General features: G+C 69.4%; 21 protein-coding genes and 1 pseudogene. 17 read left to right on the top strand and 5 right to left on the bottom strand.

The genetic code is table 11. The annotated features are described in order from the left end of the window. Positions 1-128: 128 nt before the first annotated feature. The 4 genes from surE to LDO26_RS05030 all read left to right on the top strand — a co-directional run bounded on the left by surE (position 129) and on the right by LDO26_RS05030 (position 2,933). Entirely contained in the window at positions 129-911 is a 783-nt protein-coding gene (surE, locus tag LDO26_RS05045; RefSeq protein ID WP_232129993.1) for a 5'/3'-nucleotidase SurE, read from the top strand. Next, positions 908-1,603, top strand: coding sequence for a protein-L-isoaspartate(D-aspartate) O-methyltransferase (locus LDO26_RS05040; protein WP_232129992.1), 696 nt, complete (start codon positions 908-910; stop codon positions 1,601-1,603). Before surE ends, LDO26_RS05040 begins: the two co-directional genes overlap by 4 nt. A gap of 223 nt (positions 1,604-1,826) precedes the next feature. Beyond that, a complete protein-coding gene (locus tag LDO26_RS05035) occupies positions 1,827-2,579 on the top strand; it encodes a peptidoglycan DD-metalloendopeptidase family protein (protein WP_232129991.1) in 753 nt (250 codons plus the stop codon). A gap of 126 nt (positions 2,580-2,705) precedes the next feature. Further along, positions 2,706-2,933: a hypothetical protein gene (locus LDO26_RS05030; protein ID WP_232129990.1), complete on the top strand. Its 228-nt coding sequence runs from the start codon at positions 2,706-2,708 to the stop codon at positions 2,931-2,933. Between the two features lie 18 nt (positions 2,934-2,951). Here the strand turns inward: LDO26_RS05030 and LDO26_RS18280 are convergent. The 4 genes and pseudogenes from LDO26_RS18280 to yhbY form a co-directional block, all read right to left on the bottom strand. Then, positions 2,952-3,059: pseudogene (locus LDO26_RS18280) on the bottom strand (Mth938-like domain-containing protein); the annotation flags it as partial. After that, entirely contained in the window at positions 3,035-5,029 is a 1,995-nt protein-coding gene (locus tag LDO26_RS05025) for an acyltransferase family protein (RefSeq protein ID WP_232129989.1), read from the bottom strand. The pseudogene LDO26_RS18280 and the gene LDO26_RS05025, both read right to left, overlap by 25 nt. After that, complete coding sequence (locus tag LDO26_RS05020) at positions 5,026-5,415, bottom strand: Mth938-like domain-containing protein (RefSeq protein ID WP_232129988.1); 390 nt, start codon at positions 5,413-5,415, stop codon at positions 5,026-5,028. Before LDO26_RS05020 ends, LDO26_RS05025 begins: the two co-directional genes overlap by 4 nt. A gap of 7 nt (positions 5,416-5,422) precedes the next feature. Next, complete coding sequence (yhbY, locus tag LDO26_RS05015) at positions 5,423-5,728, bottom strand: ribosome assembly RNA-binding protein YhbY (protein WP_232129987.1); 306 nt, start codon at positions 5,726-5,728, stop codon at positions 5,423-5,425. Between the two features lie 92 nt (positions 5,729-5,820). Between yhbY and rlmE the strand changes: the two genes are divergently transcribed. The 13 genes from rlmE (at position 5,821) to LDO26_RS04950 (ending at position 19,216) form a co-directional block, all read left to right on the top strand. Then, on the top strand, positions 5,821-6,453 hold the full coding sequence (rlmE, locus tag LDO26_RS05010) for a 23S rRNA (uridine(2552)-2'-O)-methyltransferase RlmE (RefSeq protein ID WP_232129986.1): 633 nt from the start codon (positions 5,821-5,823) through the stop codon (positions 6,451-6,453). 31 nt (positions 6,454-6,484) lie between these two features. Next, positions 6,485-8,416 (top strand): ATP-dependent zinc metalloprotease FtsH, encoded by a 1,932-nt coding sequence (gene ftsH, locus LDO26_RS05005; protein ID WP_232129985.1) that lies wholly within the window; start codon positions 6,485-6,487, stop codon positions 8,414-8,416. A gap of 414 nt (positions 8,417-8,830) precedes the next feature. Beyond that, complete coding sequence (locus LDO26_RS05000) at positions 8,831-9,016, top strand: hypothetical protein (RefSeq protein WP_232129984.1); 186 nt, start codon at positions 8,831-8,833, stop codon at positions 9,014-9,016. Further along, positions 9,016-9,912 carry a dihydropteroate synthase gene (folP, locus tag LDO26_RS04995; RefSeq protein WP_232129983.1) on the top strand — a complete coding sequence of 299 codons (897 nt, stop codon included), beginning with the start codon at positions 9,016-9,018 and terminating at the stop codon, positions 9,910-9,912. Before LDO26_RS05000 ends, folP begins: the two co-directional genes overlap by 1 nt. A 204-nt stretch (positions 9,913-10,116) precedes the next feature. Further along, entirely contained in the window at positions 10,117-11,604 is a 1,488-nt protein-coding gene (putP, locus tag LDO26_RS04990) for a sodium/proline symporter PutP (protein ID WP_232129982.1), read from the top strand. 15 nt (positions 11,605-11,619) lie between these two features. Further along, positions 11,620-12,573, top strand: a complete 954-nt coding sequence (gene miaA / locus LDO26_RS04985) for a tRNA (adenosine(37)-N6)-dimethylallyltransferase MiaA (RefSeq protein WP_232129981.1) — start codon at positions 11,620-11,622, stop codon at positions 12,571-12,573. Positions 12,574-12,748: 175 nt separating this feature from the next. Next, the gene (gene hfq / locus LDO26_RS04980; RefSeq protein WP_232129980.1) at positions 12,749-13,033 is read left to right on the top strand and encodes an RNA chaperone Hfq; all 285 of its coding nucleotides are present in this window, start codon (positions 12,749-12,751) and stop codon (positions 13,031-13,033) included. Positions 13,034-13,054: 21 nt separating this feature from the next. Next, complete coding sequence (hflX, locus tag LDO26_RS04975) at positions 13,055-14,374, top strand: ribosome rescue GTPase HflX (RefSeq protein ID WP_232129979.1); 1,320 nt, start codon at positions 13,055-13,057, stop codon at positions 14,372-14,374. A 123-nt stretch (positions 14,375-14,497) separates the two neighbouring features. Further along, positions 14,498-15,673 carry an FtsH protease activity modulator HflK gene (gene hflK / locus LDO26_RS04970; RefSeq protein ID WP_232129978.1) on the top strand — a complete coding sequence of 392 codons (1,176 nt, stop codon included), beginning with the start codon at positions 14,498-14,500 and terminating at the stop codon, positions 15,671-15,673. After that, on the top strand, positions 15,670-16,533 hold the full coding sequence (gene hflC / locus LDO26_RS04965; protein ID WP_232129977.1) for a protease modulator HflC: 864 nt from the start codon (positions 15,670-15,672) through the stop codon (positions 16,531-16,533). Before hflK ends, hflC begins: the two co-directional genes overlap by 4 nt. Positions 16,534-16,549: 16 nt before the next feature. Then, positions 16,550-16,738 carry a DUF2065 domain-containing protein gene (locus LDO26_RS04960; RefSeq protein WP_232129976.1) on the top strand — a complete coding sequence of 63 codons (189 nt, stop codon included), beginning with the start codon at positions 16,550-16,552 and terminating at the stop codon, positions 16,736-16,738. A 419-nt stretch (positions 16,739-17,157) separates the two neighbouring features. Continuing rightward, on the top strand, positions 17,158-18,450 hold the full coding sequence (locus tag LDO26_RS04955; RefSeq protein ID WP_232129975.1) for an adenylosuccinate synthase: 1,293 nt from the start codon (positions 17,158-17,160) through the stop codon (positions 18,448-18,450). A 4-nt stretch (positions 18,451-18,454) separates the two neighbouring features. Further along, on the top strand, positions 18,455-19,216 hold the full coding sequence (locus LDO26_RS04950; RefSeq protein WP_232129974.1) for a hypothetical protein: 762 nt from the start codon (positions 18,455-18,457) through the stop codon (positions 19,214-19,216). Positions 19,217-19,275: 59 nt separating this feature from the next. Here LDO26_RS04950 and LDO26_RS04945 read toward each other — a convergent pair whose 3' ends face one another. After that, complete coding sequence (locus tag LDO26_RS04945) at positions 19,276-20,667, bottom strand: NAD-dependent succinate-semialdehyde dehydrogenase (RefSeq protein ID WP_232129973.1); 1,392 nt, start codon at positions 20,665-20,667, stop codon at positions 19,276-19,278. Positions 20,668-20,977 lie beyond the last annotated feature (310 nt).

The raw sequence follows: 20,977 nt of genomic DNA, 5'->3' as shown, positions 1-20,977 counted from the left end.
TGCAGCAAGGCGGCGCGCGCTGCGCCGCGATCGCACGGCTTTGTCTGCATATCCGGGTGGGGAGGGCGGACCCCATCCGGTATCATGTGCGGATCGTCCCTCGACACCCGGGTCCAGCAGAACGATTCATGCGCGTACTGGTCAGCAACGATGATGGCGTCGACGCGCCCGGTATCCGGATTCTCGCCCAGGGGCTGCGCGACGCCGGTCACGAGGTGCTGATCGTGGCCCCGGACCGCGACCGTTCCGGCGCCAGCAACTCGCTGACGCTCGACATGCCGCTGCAGGTGGTGCAGATCGACGACAGCACCTGGCGCGTGCACGGCACGCCGACCGACAGCGTGCACGTGGCGATCACCGGACTGCTCGAGCGCGAACCCGACATCGTGGTCTCGGGCATCAACAACACCGCCAACCTCGGCGACGACGTGATCTATTCGGGCACCGTCGCCGCGGCGATGGAGGGGCGCTTCCTCGGCCTGCCGGCGGTGGCGATGTCGCTGGTCACCGAGGACCACGTCGGCCGCCACTACGAGACCGCCGCGCGCGCGGCGGTGGAGATCGTGGCCCGGCTCAAGGCCGATCCGCTGCCGGCCAACACCATTCTCAACGTCAACGTGCCGGACGTGCCGTGGGAGGAGCTCGAGGGTTTCGAGGTCACGCGCCTGGGCAACCGCCACCGCGCCGAAGCATGCACGTCGATCGACGATCCGCGCGGCCGCACCTGGTGGTTCATCGGCGCGGCCGGTCCCGAACAGGACGCCGGCCCGGGCACCGACTTCCATGCCGTGCGCACGCGCCACATCGCGATCTCGCCGATCCACGTCGACCTGACCCGTTACCAGGCCCTCGAGCACGTCGCCAGCTGGGTCGACGGGCTCGAGGCCGGCCTCGAGGCGGCCCGGCCATGATGGCGCGGCTGCGGCTGCAACCCGAGGCGGTCGGCGTGGGCATGACCTCGCAGCGGGTCCGCGACCGGCTGATCGAGCGCCTGCGCGACGGTGCCCATTCCGGCGGCGGCATTTCCGACGAGCGCGTGCTCAATGCGATCCGTACCGTGCCGCGGCACCTGTTCGTCGACGAGGCGCTGGCCACCCGCGCCTACGAGGACACCGCGCTGCCGATCGGCCATGGCCAGACGATCTCCCAGCCCTGGGTCGTCGCCAGGATGACCGAGGCGCTGCTGGCCAACGGCATCCCGGCCAAGGTGCTGGAGATCGGCACCGGCTCGGGCTACCAGGCGACGATCCTCGCCGCGCTCGGCATCCAGGTGCACACCGTCGAGCGCATCGGCGAGCTGCTGCGTGTGGCGCGCAAGCGGTTCCGCTCGCTCGGCCTGAACGTGCGCAGCAAGCACGACGACGGCCGCATCGGCTGGCCGGAGAACGGTCCGTTCGACGGCATCATCGTCACCGCCGCCGGACCTGCGCTGGTCGATGCGCTGACCGCCCAGCTGGCCCCCGGCGGCACCCTGGTCGCACCGGTCGGCGCGCCGGGCGCGCAGCGGCTGCTGGTACTGCGCAAGGACGCCAACGGCGCCCTCGTGCAGCAGGACGTCGCCGCGGTCGCTTTCGTGCCGCTGCTGTCGGGGTTCGTGGATTGATGCGGCAGCGCGTGGCTGTCGACGATGGACCGGTCGCGCCCGTGTGGCGGCGCCGGCGGCGGATTCATCGGGCGTTGGACCGCCGGCGTCCATCGTCGTTTCGCGGTGCTGCCGCGGGATGTTCGAATGCCGGTGGCGAATGTGGTATCGAAGCGCATCGTCGCGGCGCATTGACGGTGCCGGGTGGCTTGTCTGTCGGTCTGATCTGGATGGAGTTGTACGCATGAGGATTCTGCTGGTGGTGCTGTCGGTCCTGCTGCTTGCCGCCTGCGGCACCAGCCGCGTGGTGCGCGAGGGCGGGAGCACGGCGACGACGTCGACGCCGCGGCCCGGGCAGACGGTGACCGTGCAGCGTGGCGATACCGTCTATCGCCTGGCCACCAGCAACGGCATCAGCCCGCTGGACCTGGCGATGTGGAACAACATCCGCGCCCCCTACACCATCTATCCCGGCCAGCGGCTGCGGCTGTACCCGAGCGGCAGCGCCACCGGCGGCACGACGGCCGCGGCGGCGACGCCTTCGCGGCCGGCGACGTCGGGCAGCACCGCGGTACGTCCCACGCAGGCCACGCCGCAGCCCCCCGCGCCGGTGCCCGCGAGCAGCCCGTTCCGCTGGCAGTGGCCGACCGACGGCCAGGTGATCGGCCGCTTCACCGCCGGCGAGCCTACCAAGCAGGGCGTCGACATCGCCGGCACCGGCGGCCAGCCGGTGCGCGCAGCGGCCGCGGGCGTGGTGGTCTACTCCGGCTCCGGGCTGGTCGGCTACGGCGAACTGATCATCGTCAAGCACGACGACAACTGGCTGTCGGCCTACGGCCACAACCGCACCCGGCGGGTCAACGAAGGCGAGCGCGTCAGCGCCGGCCAGCAGATCGCCGAGATGGGCCGCACCGGTGCCGCCCGCGACATGCTGCATTTCGAGATTCGCTACAACGGCAAGCCGGTCGATCCGCTGTCCTATCTACCGGCGCGTTGACAGGCGTTCCGCCGGGCCGCTTTGCCCTTCTCCCTCGGGGAGAAGGGCCCGCAGGGCGGATGAGGGTGCCTTGCCGATGCTCCGCCCACCTCCCGGCTCGCGCCCGATGCGCTGCGCAGTCCGGTCGTGCGCCTGGTCCTGCGCCTCGCCGGTCCCGAAGATCTGGATGCCCTGTTGCGGGGCGACAGGGGCCTGTTCGATCACCCGGTCGACGCGGCATGCAGCGCGGCGTTCCCGTCCGACCCGCGCCACCACCTGGCGCCGGCCCTGCGGCGCACCTATGCGGCCGCAGGCAGGGTCGAGGCGGAGACAGCGTTCGTCATGTTCGATTTCAAGCTGGGCGGCGAGGCCTGACGGCCGCCAAGGGCGGACTCATTCCCGCGCCAGGATGAACCCCGCGACCACGCGGCGGCCTTCGCCGGCCAGCACGTTGAAGGTGCGGGCGGCGGCGTTGGTCATCGCCTCCAGGCCGAGTCGTCGATATCGGGCAGCGTCGGATATATCCCATCAACGCCGTCCGCGGGCGCGGGGGACCGCAGTTCCACGTATTTCCGGCCAACCAGCCAGCTGCCATGCATGCTGAGATGGGTCTGGTCGAAGTAGACCGGCTGATTGTCGACGTAGGGCTCGCAATGTCCTTGGGGGCACAGGACGTCATGCACATCGAGCACGGAGACGCCCCGATGGCGCGTGGCCAAGGTGTCCAGCCAAGCCCGTGTCTCAAGGTGGAGATCGACCGAGCTGGATGCGGATGCCCGGCAGTCGACCAGCGCCGTTCGCAGATTGCGGATCTCGCAATTCCGGTCGAATCCGGGAAAGCTTGGAACCTCGGCAAGCAGCACGGCGGGGTGCCCCTTTTCGACAAGGTGTGCCAAGGTGCGCTCGAAGTCCGAAGCGAACGTGGGCGAGCGCAGATGTACGCTCCATTGGGCGCCGAGAAATATGGTCGCGTAGTCGTCGATTCTCGATTCGATCAGTGCTCTGAACTCGGTGCAGCCCGACTGGTACGCGCCGGAACCATACCGGTTCCTTTCGCTCCACACCGGTGGGCAAGTGGACAGCGAGGCGTTGCGCGTCGACCTTCCCGCTTCCCGAGCCAGGCTTGCCACGATGCCGATGTAGTGCGCGGCATGCGAGTCACCCCAAAGCAGATCCTCGGTTCCGGACGCGCTGCCGTGTACGCACGCCGGACGTGTCAGTACCCGGGGGTCGAACTCCGAAAGCTGGCAATTGTCGGGGTATTCGTAGGCAGGTGCGGTCTGCGACAGCAAAAGGCGTTCCACCCGATGGGTCGTCATGTTGCCGGAGGTTCCCGGCAGGCGCCCGTCGCGGGACTGGAGCCAAGCCGTGAACGCGACCAGGAGACAGACCGGCAGAATGAAAAGCAGCATCCACTGGGTGCGTGATGCCCAGCGCACCCGGCGTGCAGGACGCTCGATCAACCAGTAGCTGGCAAGCGAGAGCATCACGATGACGGGGACCAGTACGAGCGCAAGCCACGTACCTGTCGCCACTCCGACATACCGCGCGAATGCCAGGACGGGCCAATGCCAGAGATAGAGCGAGTAGGACACGATTCCGATCGCGATGGCCGGCCTGCTTCGCAACGGTGCGAGCACGATGCACTTGCGACGGCTGTCAGCCAGGATCACCAGTGCCGAACCCAGGCAGGGATACAGCGCATTGAATCCCGGAAAACGGGAGGATCCGTCCAGCAAGATGAATCCCGAGGCGATTAGGCCGACGCCCAGTGCGGCCAGCAGTTCGTATCCAACGGAAGACCTAGTGCAAGGGGTGGCCGGCGGCGATGCAAGCGCCAGCAATGCGCCGATGCCCAGTTCTCCGGCCCGTGTCGGCAGCATGTAGTAGGCAAAGGCGGGATCCGTGCCGGCAAGCCATTGAGCGGCAATCAACGAGGCGATGACAGCCATACCCACGGCAGCAATGCCCGCCCGGCGCCCGCGGCTCAGAACCAGCAACAGCAGCGCCGGCCATAACAGGTAGAACTGTTCCTCTACGCCAAGCGACCACAAGTGCAGAAGGACCTGCTGGCTCGTGTCTTCCGCAAAGTATCCGGTGTCCAGGTGCAGCCAGAAGAAAACGTTGGGGGCGGACAAGGTGCTCCACATCGCGGCACGGGCGGTGTGCGCCAAATCCTCGGGGAGCATCAGCACGCAGGCAGCGGCAAGGGAGACCAGAACAACCGTCAGATAGGCCGGTGCGATCCTGCGGATGCGGCGGAGGTAGAAGTCGCGGAACGAGAAATGCCCGCGCCGGGATGATTCGACGATCTGCGTGGTGATGAGAAAGCCGGAAATCACCAGAAAGATGTCGACGCCGGTGAAGCCGCCAGGCAGCCAGCCGGGGTCGAGGTGGAACAGCAGAACGGACAGAACGGCAATGGCGCGCAGCCCGTCGATTTCCGGGCGGTATCCGCCCTGTATCGTCATCTGGGGGAGTTGGAAGCCAGGATGAACCCCGCGACCACGCGGCGGCCTTCGCCGGCCAGCACGTTGAAGGTGCGGGCGGCGGCGGCGTTGGTCATCGCCTCCAGACCGATGCCCTGCGACAGGCAGGCGGCCATCGTCGCCGGTGGCGGGAAGCCCTGGGCGCCACCGGTGCCGATCAGCACCACTTCCGGCTGCAGGGCCAGTACGGGCGCAAGCGCCTCGGGGGCGAGGCTGCGCACGTCGTCGACGGGCCAGTGCTCGACGAGGTCGTGCGGGGCGATGATGAAGCTCGCGGTCAGGACGCGCTCGTTGACCAGCGCGCTGGCGCCGTCCGCGCCGCGCAGCACGTAGTCGAAGTCGGGTTGCTCGAGGACCAGCTGGACCATGGCGGTCTCAGGCCCGCGGCAGCACGATCTGGCGGCGATCGGTGCTCTGGCGGTACAGCACGGCGACGTGGCCGATGCGCTGCACCAGCGCGGCGCGGGTGCGTTCGACCAGCGTGGCGATCATCGCGTCGCGTTCGTCTCGGTCGGCGGCGCCCACCTTGACCTTGATCAGCTCGTGGTGTTCGAGCGCGGCATCGATCTCGGCGACCAGGGCGTCGGTGATGCCTTTTCCGCCGACCTGCAGCATGGCCTTGATCCCGTGAGCCTGGCCGCGCAGAAATCGGATCTGGGCAGCGGTCAGGGCATTACTCATGGATGAACCGGTCGCAGGAAGGGAAACGGTCGGCAGGATATCATGGTCCCCCCGGGGGGCAGCCCCGGTCCGACGCACTCCAGAGCCCGCCGATGGCCTCCCGCAGCAAAAGCAGCCAGCGCTGGCTGAAAGAACATTTCTCCGACCCGTTCGTGAAGAAGGCCCAGGCCGAGGGGCTGCGTTCGCGCGCGGCCTACAAGCTGGAGGAGCTGGTCGAGCGCGACCGCCTGCTGAAGCCGGGCATGACCGTGGTCGACCTCGGCGCCGCCCCGGGCGGCTGGTCGCAGTGGGTCCGGCAGGCGCTGGGCGACAGCGGCCGGGTCATCGCGCTGGACATCCTGGAGATGCCGTCGCTGGCGGGAGTCGAGTTCCTTCACGGCGATTTCCGCGAGGATGCGGTCCTCTCGGCGCTCGAAGCCGCGCTCGGCGGGCAGCAGGTCGACCTTGTGTTGTCGGACATGGCCCCCAACAAGAGTGGTATCGAAGCGGTGGACCAGCCGCGGGCGATGCATCTGGCGGAGCTGGCGATGGACTTCGCCGATCACCACCTGCGCCCCGGCGGCACGTTCCTGATCAAGCTGTTCCAGGGCACCGATTTCGATGCGTACGTGCGGGAGTTGCGCCGGCGTTACACCCGGCTGGCCATCCGCAAACCGGCCGCGTCGCGGCAACGTTCGCCTGAAGTCTATGCGCTGGCGCAAGGCAAGCTGGCGACGATGAAGTAGCATGGCCCCACGTCAACGAGAACCCCGAAACATGAACGATCTGGTCAAGAATCTGCTGCTCTGGGTCGTGGTCGCCGTCGTGCTGATGGTGATTTTCCAGAGCTTCAGTCCCAAAACCGGCGCCGCCGGCCAGGACGTGCAGTACTCGCAGTTCATGGAGCAGGTCCGCCGCGACCAGATCAGTTCCGTCAAGATCGCCGAGGACGAGCGCACCATCCAGTTCCAGGCCAAGAGCGGCCAGTCCGGCACGGTCATCGCACCGCGCCGCGACGACCGCATGATCGACGACCTGATGAACCACAATGTCGCGATCGACCAGGCACCGCCGTCGAGCGGCATTTCGTTCGGCTACATCCTGATCCAGCTGCTGCCGGTCGCGCTGATCATCGGCTTCTGGTTCTTCATGATGCGGCAGATGCAGCAGGGCGGCGGCAAGGGCGCGATGTCGTTCGGCAAGTCGCGCGCGAAGCTGCTCAACGAGGAACAGACCAAGGTCACCTTCGCCGACGTCGCGGGCTGCGACGAGGCCAAGGAGGAAGTGTCGGAACTGGTCGAGTTCCTGCGCGACCCGACCAAGTTCCAGAAGCTCGGCGGCAAGATCCCGCGCGGCGTGCTGATGGTCGGCCCGCCCGGTACCGGCAAGACCCTGCTGGCCAAGGCGATCGCCGGCGAGGCCAAGGTGCCGTTCTTCTCGATCTCCGGCTCGGACTTCGTCGAGATGTTCGTCGGCGTCGGCGCCAGCCGCGTGCGCGACATGTTCGAGCAGGCCAAGAAGCAGGCGCCGTGCATCATCTTCATCGACGAGATCGACGCGGTCGGCCGCCATCGCGGCGCGGGCCTGGGCGGCGGTCATGACGAGCGCGAGCAGACCCTGAACCAGCTGCTGGTCGAGATGGACGGCTTCGAGGGTGGCGAGGGCGTGATCGTGGTCGCCGCGACCAACCGCCCCGACGTGCTCGATCCGGCGCTGCTGCGTCCGGGCCGCTTCGACCGTCAGGTCGTCGTCGGGCTGCCGGACGTCAAGGGCCGCGAGCAGATCCTGAAGGTCCACATGCGCAAGGTGCCGCTCGACGACGATGTCCAGCCGCTGGTCGTCGCCCGCGGCACGCCGGGCTTCTCCGGCGCGGACCTGGCGAACCTGGTCAACGAGGCGGCGCTGTTTGCCGCGCGCGAGAACGCGAAGGAGGTCCGCATGGACCACTTCGACCGCGCCCGCGACAAGATCCTCATGGGCGCCGAGCGCCGCTCGATGGCGATGAGCGAGGACGAGAAGACGCTGACCGCCTACCACGAGGCCGGCCATGCCATCGTCGGCCGCCTGGTGCCCGAGCACGACCCGGTCTACAAGGTCACGATCATCCCGCGCGGCCGCGCCCTGGGCGTGACCATGTACCTGCCCGAGGGCGACAAGTACTCGATGAACCGGGTCGCGATCGAGTCGCAGCTGTGCTCGCTGTACGGCGGCCGCGTCGCCGAGGAACTGATCTTCGGCGAGGACAAGGTCACCACCGGTGCGTCCAACGACATCGAGCGCGCGACCAAGATCGCCCGCAACATGGTCACCAAGTGGGGCCTGTCCGACGCCATGGGCCCGATCGCCTACGGCGAGGAGGACGACGAGGTGTTCCTGGGCCGCTCGGTGACGCAGCACAAGAGCGTGTCCGACGATACCGCGCGCAAGATCGACGAGGTGGTGCGCGACATCCTCGACAAGGCCTACGCCCGTACCCGCGAGATCCTGACCGCCAACATCGACAAGCTGCACGCGATGTCGAAGCTGCTGCTCGAGTACGAGACCATCGACGTGCCGCAGATCGACGCGATCATGGAAGGTCGCGAGCCGCCGCCGCCGATGGGCTGGGCCAAGGCCAACGCCAATGCCGACAGCGGCAAGGGCGACGGCGACGACAAGGGCGGCAAGCGTCCGCTGCCGCCGATCGGGGATCCCGCCGAGCAGGCGTGACCCCTGCGCCCGGCCGGCGTTTGCCGGGCCTGGCCAGTTCGCTTCGTGAAACCATCTTCGAAACCGCCGGCAATGCCGGCGGTTTCGGTGTGCGAGGGCGAAATTTCCGGCTCGTCTCCGATTTCGGGGCTCGACCGTAGGTCGGGGCAACGCCCCCGACGGCGGGGATTCGCGAATCCGGGCACCGCGCACGTCGGCCGCGTGGGGCCGACCTACGGCGAAGAACCGGATTCCCCGGTGCGTCCGCCGGCAAAGGCCGCTCGATGCCTGCGGCGCGATGGTGCCCTCATCTCGTGGCCGATCGGACGACAGGGGAAGGGCGTGCCTGCCCCGAGGACGCCTGCACACGCACCGCTTGCGGCCGCGGAAGCGACGCGCCACAGTTGGCGCCACTTCGGGCATGAGGATTCCGCGATGACGCAACCGGGCAAACGCAGCGGTGGGCTGGTACTGCCGATGACGATCCTGTTCGGCGTCGCGCTGGGCCTGCTGGTGGGCAACTATTTCCAGAGCGTGCCGCTGGGGATCGGCCTGGGCGCGGTACTCGGCGCGCTGCTTGGGATCGCGGTCCGCAACGGCCGCGCGCGCGGGGACGACTGATGTTCGACACCACGCCGAAACTCGACTGCGCCGGGCGTGCGCTCGCCCTCGACCGCCCGCGGGTGATGGGCATCGTCAACGTCACGCCCGATTCGTTTTCCGATGGCGGCGCGCACGACAGCGCCGATGCCGCGATCGCCCATGGCCTGCTGCTGGCCGGGCAGGGCGCGGACATCCTCGATGTCGGCGGCGAGTCGACCCGCCCGGGCGCGGAGCCGGTGCCGGTGGACGAGGAACTGCGCCGGGTGGTCCCGGTGATCGAGGCGCTGGCCGCGCGGACCACCTTGCCGATCAGCGTCGACACCTCCAAGCCCGAGGTCATGCGCGCCGCGGTCGCCGCCGGCGCCGGCCTGATCAACGACGTGCATGCGCTGCGCCGCGAAGGCGCACTCGATGCCGCGGCCGCGCTCGGCGTGCCGGTGGTGCTGATGCACATGCAGGGCGAACCGGGCGCGATGCAGGCCGCGCCCGTCTACGACGACGTCGTCGGCGAGGTGCACCGCTTTCTGGCCGAGCGCATCTTCGCAGCCGAGATGGCCGGCATCGAGCGCAAGCGCATCGTCGTCGATCCGGGTTTCGGCTTCGGCAAGACCACCGCGCACAACCTGGCGTTGCTGGCGCAGTTGGCGCGTTTTGCCGAACTGGGCGTGCCGCTGTTGGCCGGCCTGTCGCGCAAGCGCAGCATCGGCGAGCTCACCGGCCGCGACGTGCCGGCCGAACGCGTGGCCGGCTCGGTTGCCGCGCACCTGATCGCCGCGCAACGCGGCGCACGCATCGTGCGCGTGCACGACGTGGCCGAGACCGTCGATGCGCTGAAGGTCTGGGCCGCAGTGGACGCGGTGGTGCTGCCGCGCGCCGCCTCGCCCGCACCGTCGATCGTCTGGCCGGACGCGTAGGGCAGGTTCCGCCCCCCCTGTCCCGGGATTTTCCGCGCGTCGGGCGCGTAGGCCCGACCTACGGCCGCGGCGGCATGCCCCGTGGATCCGGTAGCGCGTGGGGCCGTGGGTGATGCTTCCGGCGATGGATCGCGGCTGATCCCCGCATCCGATCCCGGTTAAGCTTCCGCCCCTGCCGCCGCAGTCCGCGGCCAGGGATCGCCAATGAACGCAAGCTCGCCGCTCTTCATCACCTTCGCCGGCTATCTGCTGCTGATGGTCGGCATCGGTTTCTGGGCGTGGTACCGCACCAAGACCTTCGACGACTACATCCTCGGCGGGCGTTCGCTCGGCAGCTACGTCACCGCGCTGTCGGCCGGCGCCTCGGACATGAGCGGCTGGCTGCTGATGGGCCTGCCCGGCGCGATGTACCTGACCGGCGCGTCGGAGGCCTGGATCGCCGTCGGCCTGATCCTCGGCGCGTGGTGCAACTGGCGCTTCGTCGCCGGTCCGCTGCGGGTCTATACCGAGCGCACGCGCAACGCGCTGACGCTGCCCGACTACTTCACCCATCGCTTCGCCGACCGGCAGAAGCTGCTGCGGGTGCTGGCGGCGCTGGTGATCCTGGTGTTCTTCGCGGTCTATTGCGCGTCGGGCATCGTCGCCGGGGCGCGGCTGTTCGAGAGCGTGTTCGGGCTGCCGTACGCGCAGGCGCTGTGGTGGGGCGCGGCGGTGACGATCCTCTACACGCTGTTCGGCGGCTTCCTCGCGGTCAGCTGGACCGACATGGTGCAGGCGACGCTGATGATCTTCGCGCTGCTGCTGGTGCCGATCATCGTACTGGTCAGCAACGGCGGCGTCGCGCCGAGCCTGGCGCTGATCGAGCAGGTCGACCCGAGCCGGCTGCAGTGGGTCGGTGCCGGCGGCATGGTCGCGGTGGTCTCGGCGCTGGCCTGGGGCTTCGGCTATTTCGGCCAACCGCACATCCTGGCGCGGTTCATGGCCGCCGACAGCGTGGCGACGATTCCGCATGCGCGGCGCATCGGCATGACCTGGATGGTGCTGTGCCTGGCCGGCGCGCTGGCGACCGGCTTCTTCGGCATCGCGTACTTCGCCGCCAACCCGGCCCAGGCCGGCCCGGTCGACGCCAATCCCGAGCGCGTGTTCATCGTGCTGTCCGAGCTGCTGTTCAACCCGTGGGTGGCCGGCGTGCTGCTGTCGGCGATCCTGGCGGCGGTGATGAGCACGCTGTCGTGCCAGCTGCTGGTCTGTTCCAGCGCGCTGACCGAGGATTTCTACCGGGGTTTCCTGCGACCGGACGCCGGCCATCGCGAACTGGTCTGGATCGGCCGGTTGATGGTGCTGGCGATCGCGCTGCTGGCGATCTGGATCGCCCGCGATCCGGACAGCCGCGTGCTCGGCCTGGTCGCCTATGCCTGGGCCGGCTTCGGTGCCGCGTTCGGACCGGTGGTCGTGCTGTCGCTGTTCTGGCAGCGGATGACGCGCAATGGTGCCATCGCCGGCATCATCGGCGGCGCGACGACGGTATTGCTGTGGTCGCTGACCGGCAGTGCGCTGTACGAGATGGTGCCGGGCGTCGTGGTCGCCACCGTCGCGGTGATCGTCGTCAGCCTGCTCGGCCATGCGCCGCCGCAGGAAGTGCAGGCCACCCACCAGCAGGTGCGGTTGTCGCTGAAGGAAAGCGGCTACTGATCGCGGAGCGGCGCCATGCCTGCCGACACGCGCCCTGCCGCCATCGCCCTGATGGGCCCGACCGCGTCGGGCAAGACCGCGCTCGCGCTGGACTGGGCCGGGCGCCTCGGCGGCGAGATCGTCAGCGTCGATTCGGCGCTGGTCTACCGCGGGCTCGACATCGGCGCGGCCAAGCCCGACGCCGCCGAGCGCGCGCGCGCACCGCACCACATACTGGATCTGCGCGATCCGTGGCAGACCTATTCCGCGGCGGAGTTCGCGCACGATGCGCGGTGCGCGGTCGAGGACATCCTCGCCCGTGGCCGCCTGCCGATCCTGGCCGGCGGCACCGGCCTGTATTTCAGCGCACTGCTCGAAGGCCTGTCGCCGATGCCGCAGGCCGATCCCGGCACGCGCGCGGCGATCGCCCGCGAGGCCGCCGAACTCGGCTGGCCCGCGCTGCACGCCAGGCTGGCGACGTTCGACCCCGAGGCGGCTGCGCGCATCAAGCCCGGCGATCCGCAGCGCATCCAGCGCGCGCTGGAAGTCCATCGCCTGAGCGGGATCCCGATCAGTGCCTGGCAGCGGCAGCCTCCGGCCTCGCCGCGCTTCCCCGCGCGCGTGCTCAAGCTGGTCGTCGCGCCGCCGGACCGCGCGGTGCTGCACGCACGCATCGCCAGCCGCTTCGACGCGATGCTCGATGGCGGCTTCCTCGACGAAGTGCACGGGCTGCGCGCGTTGCCGCAACTGGCCGCGCATCCGGCGCCGCTGGACCTGCCGGCGATCCGTGCGGTCGGTTACCGGCAGGCATGGGCGCACCTGGACGGCCTGACCGACGCGGCCACGTTCCGCGCGCACGCGATCGCCGCGACCCGGCAACTGGCCAAGCGCCAGCTGACCTGGCTGCGCGGGCAACTGGATGCGCGCTGGTTCGATCCGGCGCGGGAGCGCGCCCGCCTCGACGATGCGCTCGCGCGCTTTCTCGGCTGAATGGCGCGATCCCGTCACATTCCCGGTGCCCGCGCATCCGCCAGCGGCCTTCCATGCCGCGTGCATCGCCCGCGCGACGCGGCGGTTGTGTAACATCGGGCACTTGGCGTCCACGGGGAGTGCGGCGCCGCCGCGGCTCCGGCCGACGACAACAATAACCAAGTGGGGAAACACCATGTCCAAGGGACAGTCCTTGCAGGATCCTTTCCTGAACGCACTGCGCCGCGAACGCGTGCCGGTCTCGATTTACCTCGTCAATGGCATCAAACTGCAGGGCACGATCGAGTCGTTCGACCAGTTCGTGGTGTTGCTGCGCAACACCGTGAGCCAGATGGTCTACAAACATGCGATCTCGACGGTGGTGCCGGCGCGCAACGTGCGCGTGGCGCCGGGCGGCGGTTTCGTCCAGTCCTCCGAAGGCGAGGGCGGTGACGACGACGCGCCGGAACAGTCCGAGTGACCCGACGAGGCTTGACCCCTTTTGTTTGAACGCTCCCGCAAGGGTGAAAACGCGCTGCTGATCCAGCCCCATGCGCACGGCCCGGCCGACGAGGGCGCGCTCGAGGAATTCTCCGAACTCGCACGCTCGGCCGGCGCCGCCGTTGCCGCGGTCATCCCCGCGCGCATCGACAAGCCCAATGCCGCGACGCTGATCGGCAGCGGCAAGCTGGAAGAGGTGAAGGCCGTGGCCGATGCCACCGGCGCCGACCTGATCCTGGTCAACCACCGGCTCAGCCCGGGCCAGGAGCGCAACCTCGAGAAGTATCTCGAGCGTCGGGTCGTCGACCGCACCGGGCTGATCCTCGACATCTTCGCCCAGCGTGCGCGCAGCCACGAGGGCAAGCTGCAGGTCGAGCTGGCCCAGCTGCGGCACATGTCCACGCGCCTGGTGCGCGGCTGGACCCATCTGGAACGCCAGCGTGGCGGTTCGATCGGCCTGCGCGGCCCGGGCGAGACCCAGCTCGAGACCGACCGCCGGCTGCTGCAGAAGCGCGTCGAGCAGTTGCAGGCGCGCCTGCAGAAAGTCGAGGTGCAGCGCACCCAGATGCGCCGCGCGCGCGTGCGCAGCGAGATGCCGCGCATCGCCCTGGTCGGCTATACCAATGCCGGCAAGTCGACGCTGTTCAATGCGCTCAGCGGCGCCGACGCCTACGCCGCCGACCAGCTGTTCGCCACGCTCGACCCGACCGTGCGTCGGGTCGACCTGTCCGGCGGCTCGGTGGTGATGGCCGACACCGTCGGCTTCGTCCGCGACCTGCCGCACGAACTGGTCGCCGCGTTCCGCTCCACGCTGAGCGAGGCGCGAGAGGCCGACCTGCTGCTGCACGTCATCGATGCCGCCGACCCGCTGCGCAACGAACGCATCCAGCAGGTCGACGCGGTACTGGCGGAAATCGGCGCCGGCGACCTGCCGCAGCTGCTGGTGTTCAACAAGATCGACCGGATCGAAGGCGCGCGCCCGCGCTACGACCAGGACCCGGACGCGCTGGCCGACGATGCCGTGCGCGAGAGCGTGTGGATCTCCGCGCGCGACGGCCTGGGCCTGGACCTGCTGTCGCAGGCGCTGGCGCGACGCCTGGGCATGCGCCGGGTGACCGGCGTGCTGCAGCTGCCGTCGTCGTCGGGCCGGCTGCGTGCGCGTCTGCATGCGCTCGACGCGGTGCGTGACGAACAGGCCGACGAGTCGGGCTGGCGGCTGGAGATCGATCTCGCGCTTGCCGATGCCGCGCGGCTGGCGGCGCAGGACGACGGTGCGCCCTTGCGCCCGCTCTTGCCTCCGGACGAAGACGACACCATGTGAACCGGGCGGCGGCGTTTGCCGCAGCGCCACACCGCTGGCGGATGCCCCCGATGGAGGCTGCCGGTTAGACTATGCAATCCTCGCGCGGCCCAGGCCGTTGACGCCCCCAGAACTGGAGCAGGCATGGCCTGGAACATTCCCGGCAAGAACAAGGACAACGAGACCCCGGACCGGCCCGGGTCCGGCGACGACGGCAGCCGCAATCCCTGGCCGCCCAAGCGGCGCGGGAGCAGCGGTGGCGGCGGGCGCGGCAATGGCGGCGGCGGTGGCTTCGACCGCATCCTCGACCAGTTGCGCGGCACCTTCGGCGGTGGCGGCGGCGGACATCCGCTGCGCTGGATCGCCATCGGCCTGGTCGTGATCCTGCTGTTCAACTGCTTCGTGCTGATCGGCGAACAGCAGCGTGGCGTGGTGCTGCGCTTCGGCCAGGCGGCGCGGGTCATGCAGCCGGGCCCGAACCTCAAGCTGCCGTGGCCGGTCGAGACCGTCACCAAGGTCGACGCGACCACCGTGCAGTCGTTCAGCAGCACGGTGCCGGTGCTGACCAGCGACGAGAACATCGTCACCGTGTCGTTCAACGTGCAGTACCGCGTCGGCGACGCGGTGCAGTACCTGTACGGCACGCGCAGCGCGCGCGAAGTGCTCGAGCAGACCGCGGTCAGCGCGGTGCGCGAGCAGATCGGCCGCGCCAACCTCGACGCCGCGCTCAACGCGCGCGGTCCGCTGTCGACGGCCGCGCAGGCCTCGCTGCAGGCCTCGCTCGACGCCTACCGCACCGGCCTGTTCGTCACCGAGCTGAACCTGCAGGACGCGCGTCCGCCGGAAGAGGTCAAGCCCGCGTTCGACGAGGTCAACAGCGCCCAGCAGATGAACGAGCGCCTGATCAACGAAGCGCGCGCGCACGCGGCCAAGATCGTTCCGGAGGCCCGAGGCGAGGCGGCGCGGATGCGCGCGGTCGCCGAAGGCTACAAGACCGCGGCGGTCGCCCGCGCCACCGGTGACGCGACCCGCTTCACCCTGCTGGTCGATGCCTACCGCGGCGCCCCCGAGGTCACCCGCAAGCGCCTGTGGCTGGATGCGGTGCAGGACGTGCTGGCCGCCAACCGCACCGTGGTCGGCGGCGACGGCCGCCAGCTGATCTACGTGCCGATGGCCGGGCAGGGCGGCAGCGCGCAGTCCGCGCCGTCGCTGGTGCCGCCGGAGGTGCTGTCGCCGACCGTCGAGGCGACCCGTCAACCCGCTGCGCCGGCGGCGCAGTCGCAGCTGCCGCGCCCGCCGCGTGAAGGAGCCAGCCGATGAGACTCAACTTCATCATCCCGCTCGTCATCATCGTGCTGCTGGGCCTGATGGGCTCGGTGTTCGTCGTGCGCGAGGGCCAGGTCGGCCTGGTGCTCAACCTCGGCCGCATTGCCCGGACCGACATCGGCCCCGGCCTGCACTTCAAGATCCCGCTGATCGAATCCGCGCGCGTGTTCGACCGCCGCTTCAACGCCAACGCGTTCTCGCCCGAGCGTTCGCTGACCTCCGAGCGCAAGGACGTCAGCGTCGACTTCGTCGCGATCGGCTTCATCGACGACGCGACCGCGTACTTCCGCGCGACCGGTGGTATCGAGGCCGACGCCAACACGCGCCTGGAACCGATCATCAAGAACTCGCTGCGCAACGAGATCAACGCCCGCACGCTGACCGAGCTGGTGTCGGGCAACCGTGCCGAGCTGATCGAGAAGCAGCTGCCGGCGATCAACGAGGCGACCAAATCGCTGGGCATCCGCATCGTCGACATCCGCCTCAAGCAGATCGACCTGCCGACCGACAGCGAGGTCATCGGCCAGGTCTACGACCGCATGCGGGCCGAGCGCCGTCAGGTCGCCAGCAGGCTGCGCGCCGAAGGCGAGGAGCAGGCACGCGCGATCCGCGGCCAGGCCGACCGCGAGCAGACCGTGCTGGTGGCCGAGGCCGAGCGCGATGCGCAGAAGCTGCGCGGTGAAGGCGATGCCGAGGCGACCCGCATCTACGGCGAGGCCGCGAACCGTGACCCGGCGTTCTACGCGTTCCAGCGCAGCCTCGAGGCCTACCGCAAGTCGTTCGAGAAGGGCGACGCGGTGATCGTGCTCGAACGCGACGACCCGTTCCTGCAGTACATGCGCAGCGACCGCTGAGCGGTCCGGACAGCTGATGTCGGACCTGTGGGCGGCGCTGTGCCTGGTGCTGGTGATCGAGGGTCTGATCCTGTTCGCGGCCCCCGATGTCTGGAAGCGGGCCGCCGCGCAGTTGCAGGCGCTGCCGCCGCAAACCCTGCGCCGTGCCGGCGCGGCGATGCTGGCGGTCGGCCTGCTCGCCCTGTACTTCGTCCGCGGCGCGTAGGTCGGGGCTACGCCCCCGACGCGGGGTTCCGGCATCCATCCGTCGGCCGCATAGGGCCGACCTACGACCACATCGCCCGGCGGTCGGGGCGACGTCCCTCGACGCAGGGACTGCGGTAACGCGTACCGATGCGTCGGCCGCATAGGGCCGACCTGCGAGCGCGCACCGTGGTAGGTCGGGGCCATGCCCCCGACGCGCGCTGCGCGTGAACGGACACCTCGTCAGGGTGGCCCCGTCGGCGGAAAACAGGGACAATCCACAAAAGCCGGACGGGGCATCGCAGCCCCCCGGCTTTTTCCGTGTCCGGACCCGGCTTGGCGGCCACTCCCCGATGGAGCGGGCCGCGGATTTCCCCGCCGCAACGGATCCGGTCCCTTCCTGCGGCCCCGATGGCCGCACGCAATGCAGGAGTACCCGAAATGGGTCAGTCAGTCGTGGTGTTGGGCGCCCAGTGGGGCGATGAAGGCAAAGGCAAGATCGTCGACCTGTTGACGACCGACATCGGCGCCGTGGTGCGCTTCCAGGGCGGCCACAATGCCGGCCATACCCTCGTCATCGGCGGCAAGAAGACCGTCCTCCACCTGATCCCGTCGGGCATTCTGCGCGAGGACGCGCTGTGCCTGATCGGCAACGGCGTCGTGCTGAGCCCGGCCGCGCTGATCAAGGAGATCGACGAACTCGAGTCGGCCGGCGTCGAAGTGCGCTCGCGGCTGAAGATCAGCCCGGCCACGCCGCTGATCATGCCTTACCACATCGCCCTCGATCAGGCCCGCGAGAAGGCCGCCGGCGGCAAGGCCATCGGCACTACCGGCCGCGGCATCGGCCCGGCCTACGAGGACAAGGTCGCGCGCCGCGGCATTCGCGTCGCCGACCTGCATTACCCCGAGCAGCTCGCCGAGCTGCTGCGCACCGCGCTCGACTACCACAACTTCGTGCTGACCAAGTACCTCGGCGTCGAGGCGGTCGACTTCCAGAAGACCTATGACGAGGCGCTGGCGTTCGGCGAGTATGTCGAGCCGATGAAGTCCGACGTCGCCGGCATCCTCCACGACCTGCGTCGGCAGGGCAAGAAGGTGCTGTTCGAAGGCGCGCAGGGCTCGCTGCTCGACATCGACCACGGCACCTATCCCTACGTCACCTCCAGCAACACCACCGTCGGCGGCGCGCTGGCCGGTACCGGTGTCGGCGCCGATGCCATCGACTACGTGCTCGGCATCGCCAAGGCCTATGCCACCCGCGTCGGCGGCGGGCCGTTCCCGACCGAGCTCGACGACGAGGTCGGCCAGGCGCTGCGCGATCGCGGCCAGGAATACGGCGCCTCGACCGGCCGCCCGCGCCGCTGCGGCTGGATGGACATCGTCGCGCTCAAGCGCGCGGTCGCGATCAACGGCATCAGCGGCCTGTGCATCACCAAGCTCGACGTGCTCGATGGCTTGAAGACGCTGAAGATCTGCATCGCCTACGAGTACCGCGGCAAGCGCACCGAGTACGCGCCGCTCGACGCCGCCGGCTGGGACGAATGCACGCCGGTCTACCTCGAGTTCCCGGGCTGGGACGAGAACACCCACGGCATCACCGAGTGGGAGCGCCTGCCGCCCGCGGCCCGCGCCTACCTGCGCGCGCTCGAGGAACTGGCGGGTTGCCCGATCTCGATCGTGTCGACCGGTCCCGACCGCGACCACACGATGGTGCTGCAGGATCCGTTCGCCTGATCCGATGACCGGCGCACGGACCCGTCATGTGTTCGTGGGGCTGCTGCTCGCACTGGCCGGCCTGTTGCCGGCCGGTGCGCAGGCGTTTGCGATTCCGCCGGTCGCCTGGCCGCGGATCGCCGCTTACGCCGACACCCCCGAAGGCTTCGTGCCCGACGGCTGGCGGCTCGAACATGTCGTGCGCGGCAATCTGGATGACGACACGCGGCCGGATCTGCTGTTGCTGCTGCGGATGGACGATCCGGAGAACGTCGTCGCACACGAGGGGCTTGGCCCCTCGCCGCTGGACACCAATCCGCGAATGCTCGTCGCCGCGTTCGCCAGCGCCGACGGCGATGGCGGCTATCGTCGCGCCATGGTCGACCATGCGCTGATCCCGCGCGCGGAAAGCCCGGTGATGGACGACTACCTGGACGACCCCGCGGCATCGATCACCATCGCCGGCAACCGCAGCTTCACCATCCGGCTGCACAGCTGGGCGAGCGCGGGTACCTGGTTCACCAGCAGCCGCAGCTTCACCTTCCGCCATCAGGACGGTTGCTTCCGCCTGATCGGCTACGACTTCCGCGAGACGCACCGTGCCTCGGGCGAAACAGAGGAGGTCAGCGTCAACTATCTCAGCGGCCGCGCCTGGCGCCGCGATGGCAGCATCCAGGACGACGGCGAACGCCCGAAGCGGTGGACGCGGCTGCCGCAGCGGCAGATCGTCTGCATCGGGCAGGTCGGCGACGGGTTCGGCTTCGACCCGGGGTTACCGCCGCGCTGACGCGCGCCAAGGCCCAAGGCAAAGGCGGGGGCGGCCAGCGTCGCCCCGCGCCACAGGCCTCAGAACGATCCGTCGATATCCGTCACCACCACGACTTTTTCATTGACGAACTCGTTGAGGCCCAGGTCGATCAGCTCGTGGCCGTAGCCGGAGTTCTTGACGCCGCCGAAGGGAATGTCCGCCTTCACGCCGGTCGGCTGGTTGATGTAGACCATGCCGGTTTCCAGGCGCGCGGCCACGCGCTTGGCGCGCGCGGTGTCCTGGCTGAACACCGAGCCGCCGAGGCCGTACGGCGAGTCGTTGGCGAGCCGGATCGCCTCGTCCTCGTCGGCCACGCGATACACCTGGCTCACCGGGCCGAAGAATTCGGTGCGGTAGGCGGGGTTGTCGGCGGTGATGCCGGTCAGCAGCGTGGGCTGGTAGAACGCGCCCTGTTCGGGCACCGGCTTGCCCAGCGTCTCGGCGGTGGCGCCGTGCGCGATCGCGTCTTCGACCTGCTTCGCCAGTCCGTCGCTCGCGCTCTGCGACGACAGCGGCGCCAGCGTGGTCGCCGGATCCAGCGGGTCGCCGGCCTGCAGCGCGGCCACGCCGGCGCGGTAGTGTTCCAGGAATTCGTCGTAGACCGCGTCCTCGACGATGATCCGCTTCGACGACACGCACACCTGGCCGGCGTTCCAGTGGCGGCCGAACACCGCCCACTTCGCCGCCTGCTTCACGTCGGCGTCCGACAGCACGATGAACGCGTCGGCGCCGCCCAGTTCCAGCGTGCTCTTCTTCATGTATTTGCCGGCCAGCGCGGCCACCGCCGAGCCGGCGCGCTCGCTGCCGGTCAATGCCACGCCGCGCACGCGCGGATCGGCGATCACGCGCTCCGCGTCCTCGTGCGAGATGAAGACATTGGTGAGCAGGCCTTCCGGCGCGCCCGCATCGCGGAACAGCTGCTCCATCGCCAGCGCCGACTGCGGCACGTTGGCGGCGTGCTTGAGCACGATGGCGTTGCCGGCGGTGACCTGCGGCGCGGTGATGCGGATCACCTGGTAGTAGGGGAAGTTCCACGGCTCCACCGCGAACAGCACGCCCAGCGGCTGCTTGACCAGTTGCACATCGGTGTCGCCGAAGCCCTTGGCCGGCAGGTAGCGCGGGGCCAGGCCCTCGGCGCCGTGCTCGACGTAGTAGTCGAGGATCTGCGCGCACAGTTCGACCTCGGCCTCGGCCTCGCCGATCAGCTTGCCCATCTCCAGGGTCAGGATCTGCGCGTACTTGCGTGGTTCGGCGCGCAGCAGTCCGGCGGCGCGCTTGAGGACCTTGGCGCGGTCTTCAAGCGCGAGGTCGCGCCAGCCCAGGAATGCCGCGTGGGCGCGCCCGATGGCCGCGTCGATCTCGGCCGGGGTCGTCGCGGGGAAGGTCTTGACGGTTTCGCCGGTGTAGGGGTTGGTGGTTGCAAAGGCCATGGGGGATTCCTTGTGGACGGGCAACTGAAAGGGAGTACGGGCAGGACGGGCTGTCCGGATCGATCGACCCGGCGATCGCGGCACGACAGTGCGGCGATGCCGGGACACGGCCTCTACTTTGGGGCAACCGGGCGTGCCGGCAATGCGAATTTCCGGCCGCGGACGCGGAACGGTGCGTGTCGATGGCGCCGCCGGAAGGAAACAGACGCCGCGCGGCGTGCCCGCGCTCCACCCGTCGGGTGTCCGCGCCGGATGCGTCGCCACGTCGATGGGACGTGCACGCGTCTGCGCGGATAATGCCGGCTGCCCC

It is taken from the genome of Proluteimonas luteida (genome assembly GCF_021191695.1).
Lineage (GTDB): Bacteria > Pseudomonadota > Gammaproteobacteria > Xanthomonadales > Xanthomonadaceae > Luteimonas > Luteimonas luteida.
This window is presented reverse-complemented; position numbering and strand designations above follow the sequence as displayed.

Coding starts and splice junctions, on each gene's coding strand:
- LDO26_RS05025 (WP_232129989.1), bottom strand. CDS start 5,029: ATGACGATACAGGGCGGATACCGCCCGGAAATCGACGGGCTGCGCGCC.
- LDO26_RS04945 (WP_232129973.1), bottom strand. CDS start 20,667: ATGGCCTTTGCAACCACCAACCCCTACACCGGCGAAACCGTCAAGACC.
- LDO26_RS05020 (WP_232129988.1), bottom strand. CDS start 5,415: ATGGTCCAGCTGGTCCTCGAGCAACCCGACTTCGACTACGTGCTGCGC.
- hflK (WP_232129978.1), top strand. CDS start 14,498: ATGGCCTGGAACATTCCCGGCAAGAACAAGGACAACGAGACCCCGGAC.
- hflC (WP_232129977.1), top strand. CDS start 15,670: ATGAGACTCAACTTCATCATCCCGCTCGTCATCATCGTGCTGCTGGGC.
- miaA (WP_232129981.1), top strand. CDS start 11,620: ATGCCTGCCGACACGCGCCCTGCCGCCATCGCCCTGATGGGCCCGACC.
- rlmE (WP_232129986.1), top strand. CDS start 5,821: ATGGCCTCCCGCAGCAAAAGCAGCCAGCGCTGGCTGAAAGAACATTTC.
- LDO26_RS04960 (WP_232129976.1), top strand. CDS start 16,550: ATGTCGGACCTGTGGGCGGCGCTGTGCCTGGTGCTGGTGATCGAGGGT.
- ftsH (WP_232129985.1), top strand. CDS start 6,485: ATGAACGATCTGGTCAAGAATCTGCTGCTCTGGGTCGTGGTCGCCGTC.
- LDO26_RS05035 (WP_232129991.1), top strand. CDS start 1,827: ATGAGGATTCTGCTGGTGGTGCTGTCGGTCCTGCTGCTTGCCGCCTGC.
- putP (WP_232129982.1), top strand. CDS start 10,117: ATGAACGCAAGCTCGCCGCTCTTCATCACCTTCGCCGGCTATCTGCTG.
- surE (WP_232129993.1), top strand. CDS start 129: ATGCGCGTACTGGTCAGCAACGATGATGGCGTCGACGCGCCCGGTATC.
- folP (WP_232129983.1), top strand. CDS start 9,016: ATGTTCGACACCACGCCGAAACTCGACTGCGCCGGGCGTGCGCTCGCC.
- LDO26_RS05000 (WP_232129984.1), top strand. CDS start 8,831: ATGACGCAACCGGGCAAACGCAGCGGTGGGCTGGTACTGCCGATGACG.
- LDO26_RS05040 (WP_232129992.1), top strand. CDS start 908: ATGATGGCGCGGCTGCGGCTGCAACCCGAGGCGGTCGGCGTGGGCATG.
- LDO26_RS04950 (WP_232129974.1), top strand. CDS start 18,455: ATGACCGGCGCACGGACCCGTCATGTGTTCGTGGGGCTGCTGCTCGCA.
- yhbY (WP_232129987.1), bottom strand. CDS start 5,728: ATGAGTAATGCCCTGACCGCTGCCCAGATCCGATTTCTGCGCGGCCAG.
- LDO26_RS04955 (WP_232129975.1), top strand. CDS start 17,158: ATGGGTCAGTCAGTCGTGGTGTTGGGCGCCCAGTGGGGCGATGAAGGC.
- hfq (WP_232129980.1), top strand. CDS start 12,749: ATGTCCAAGGGACAGTCCTTGCAGGATCCTTTCCTGAACGCACTGCGC.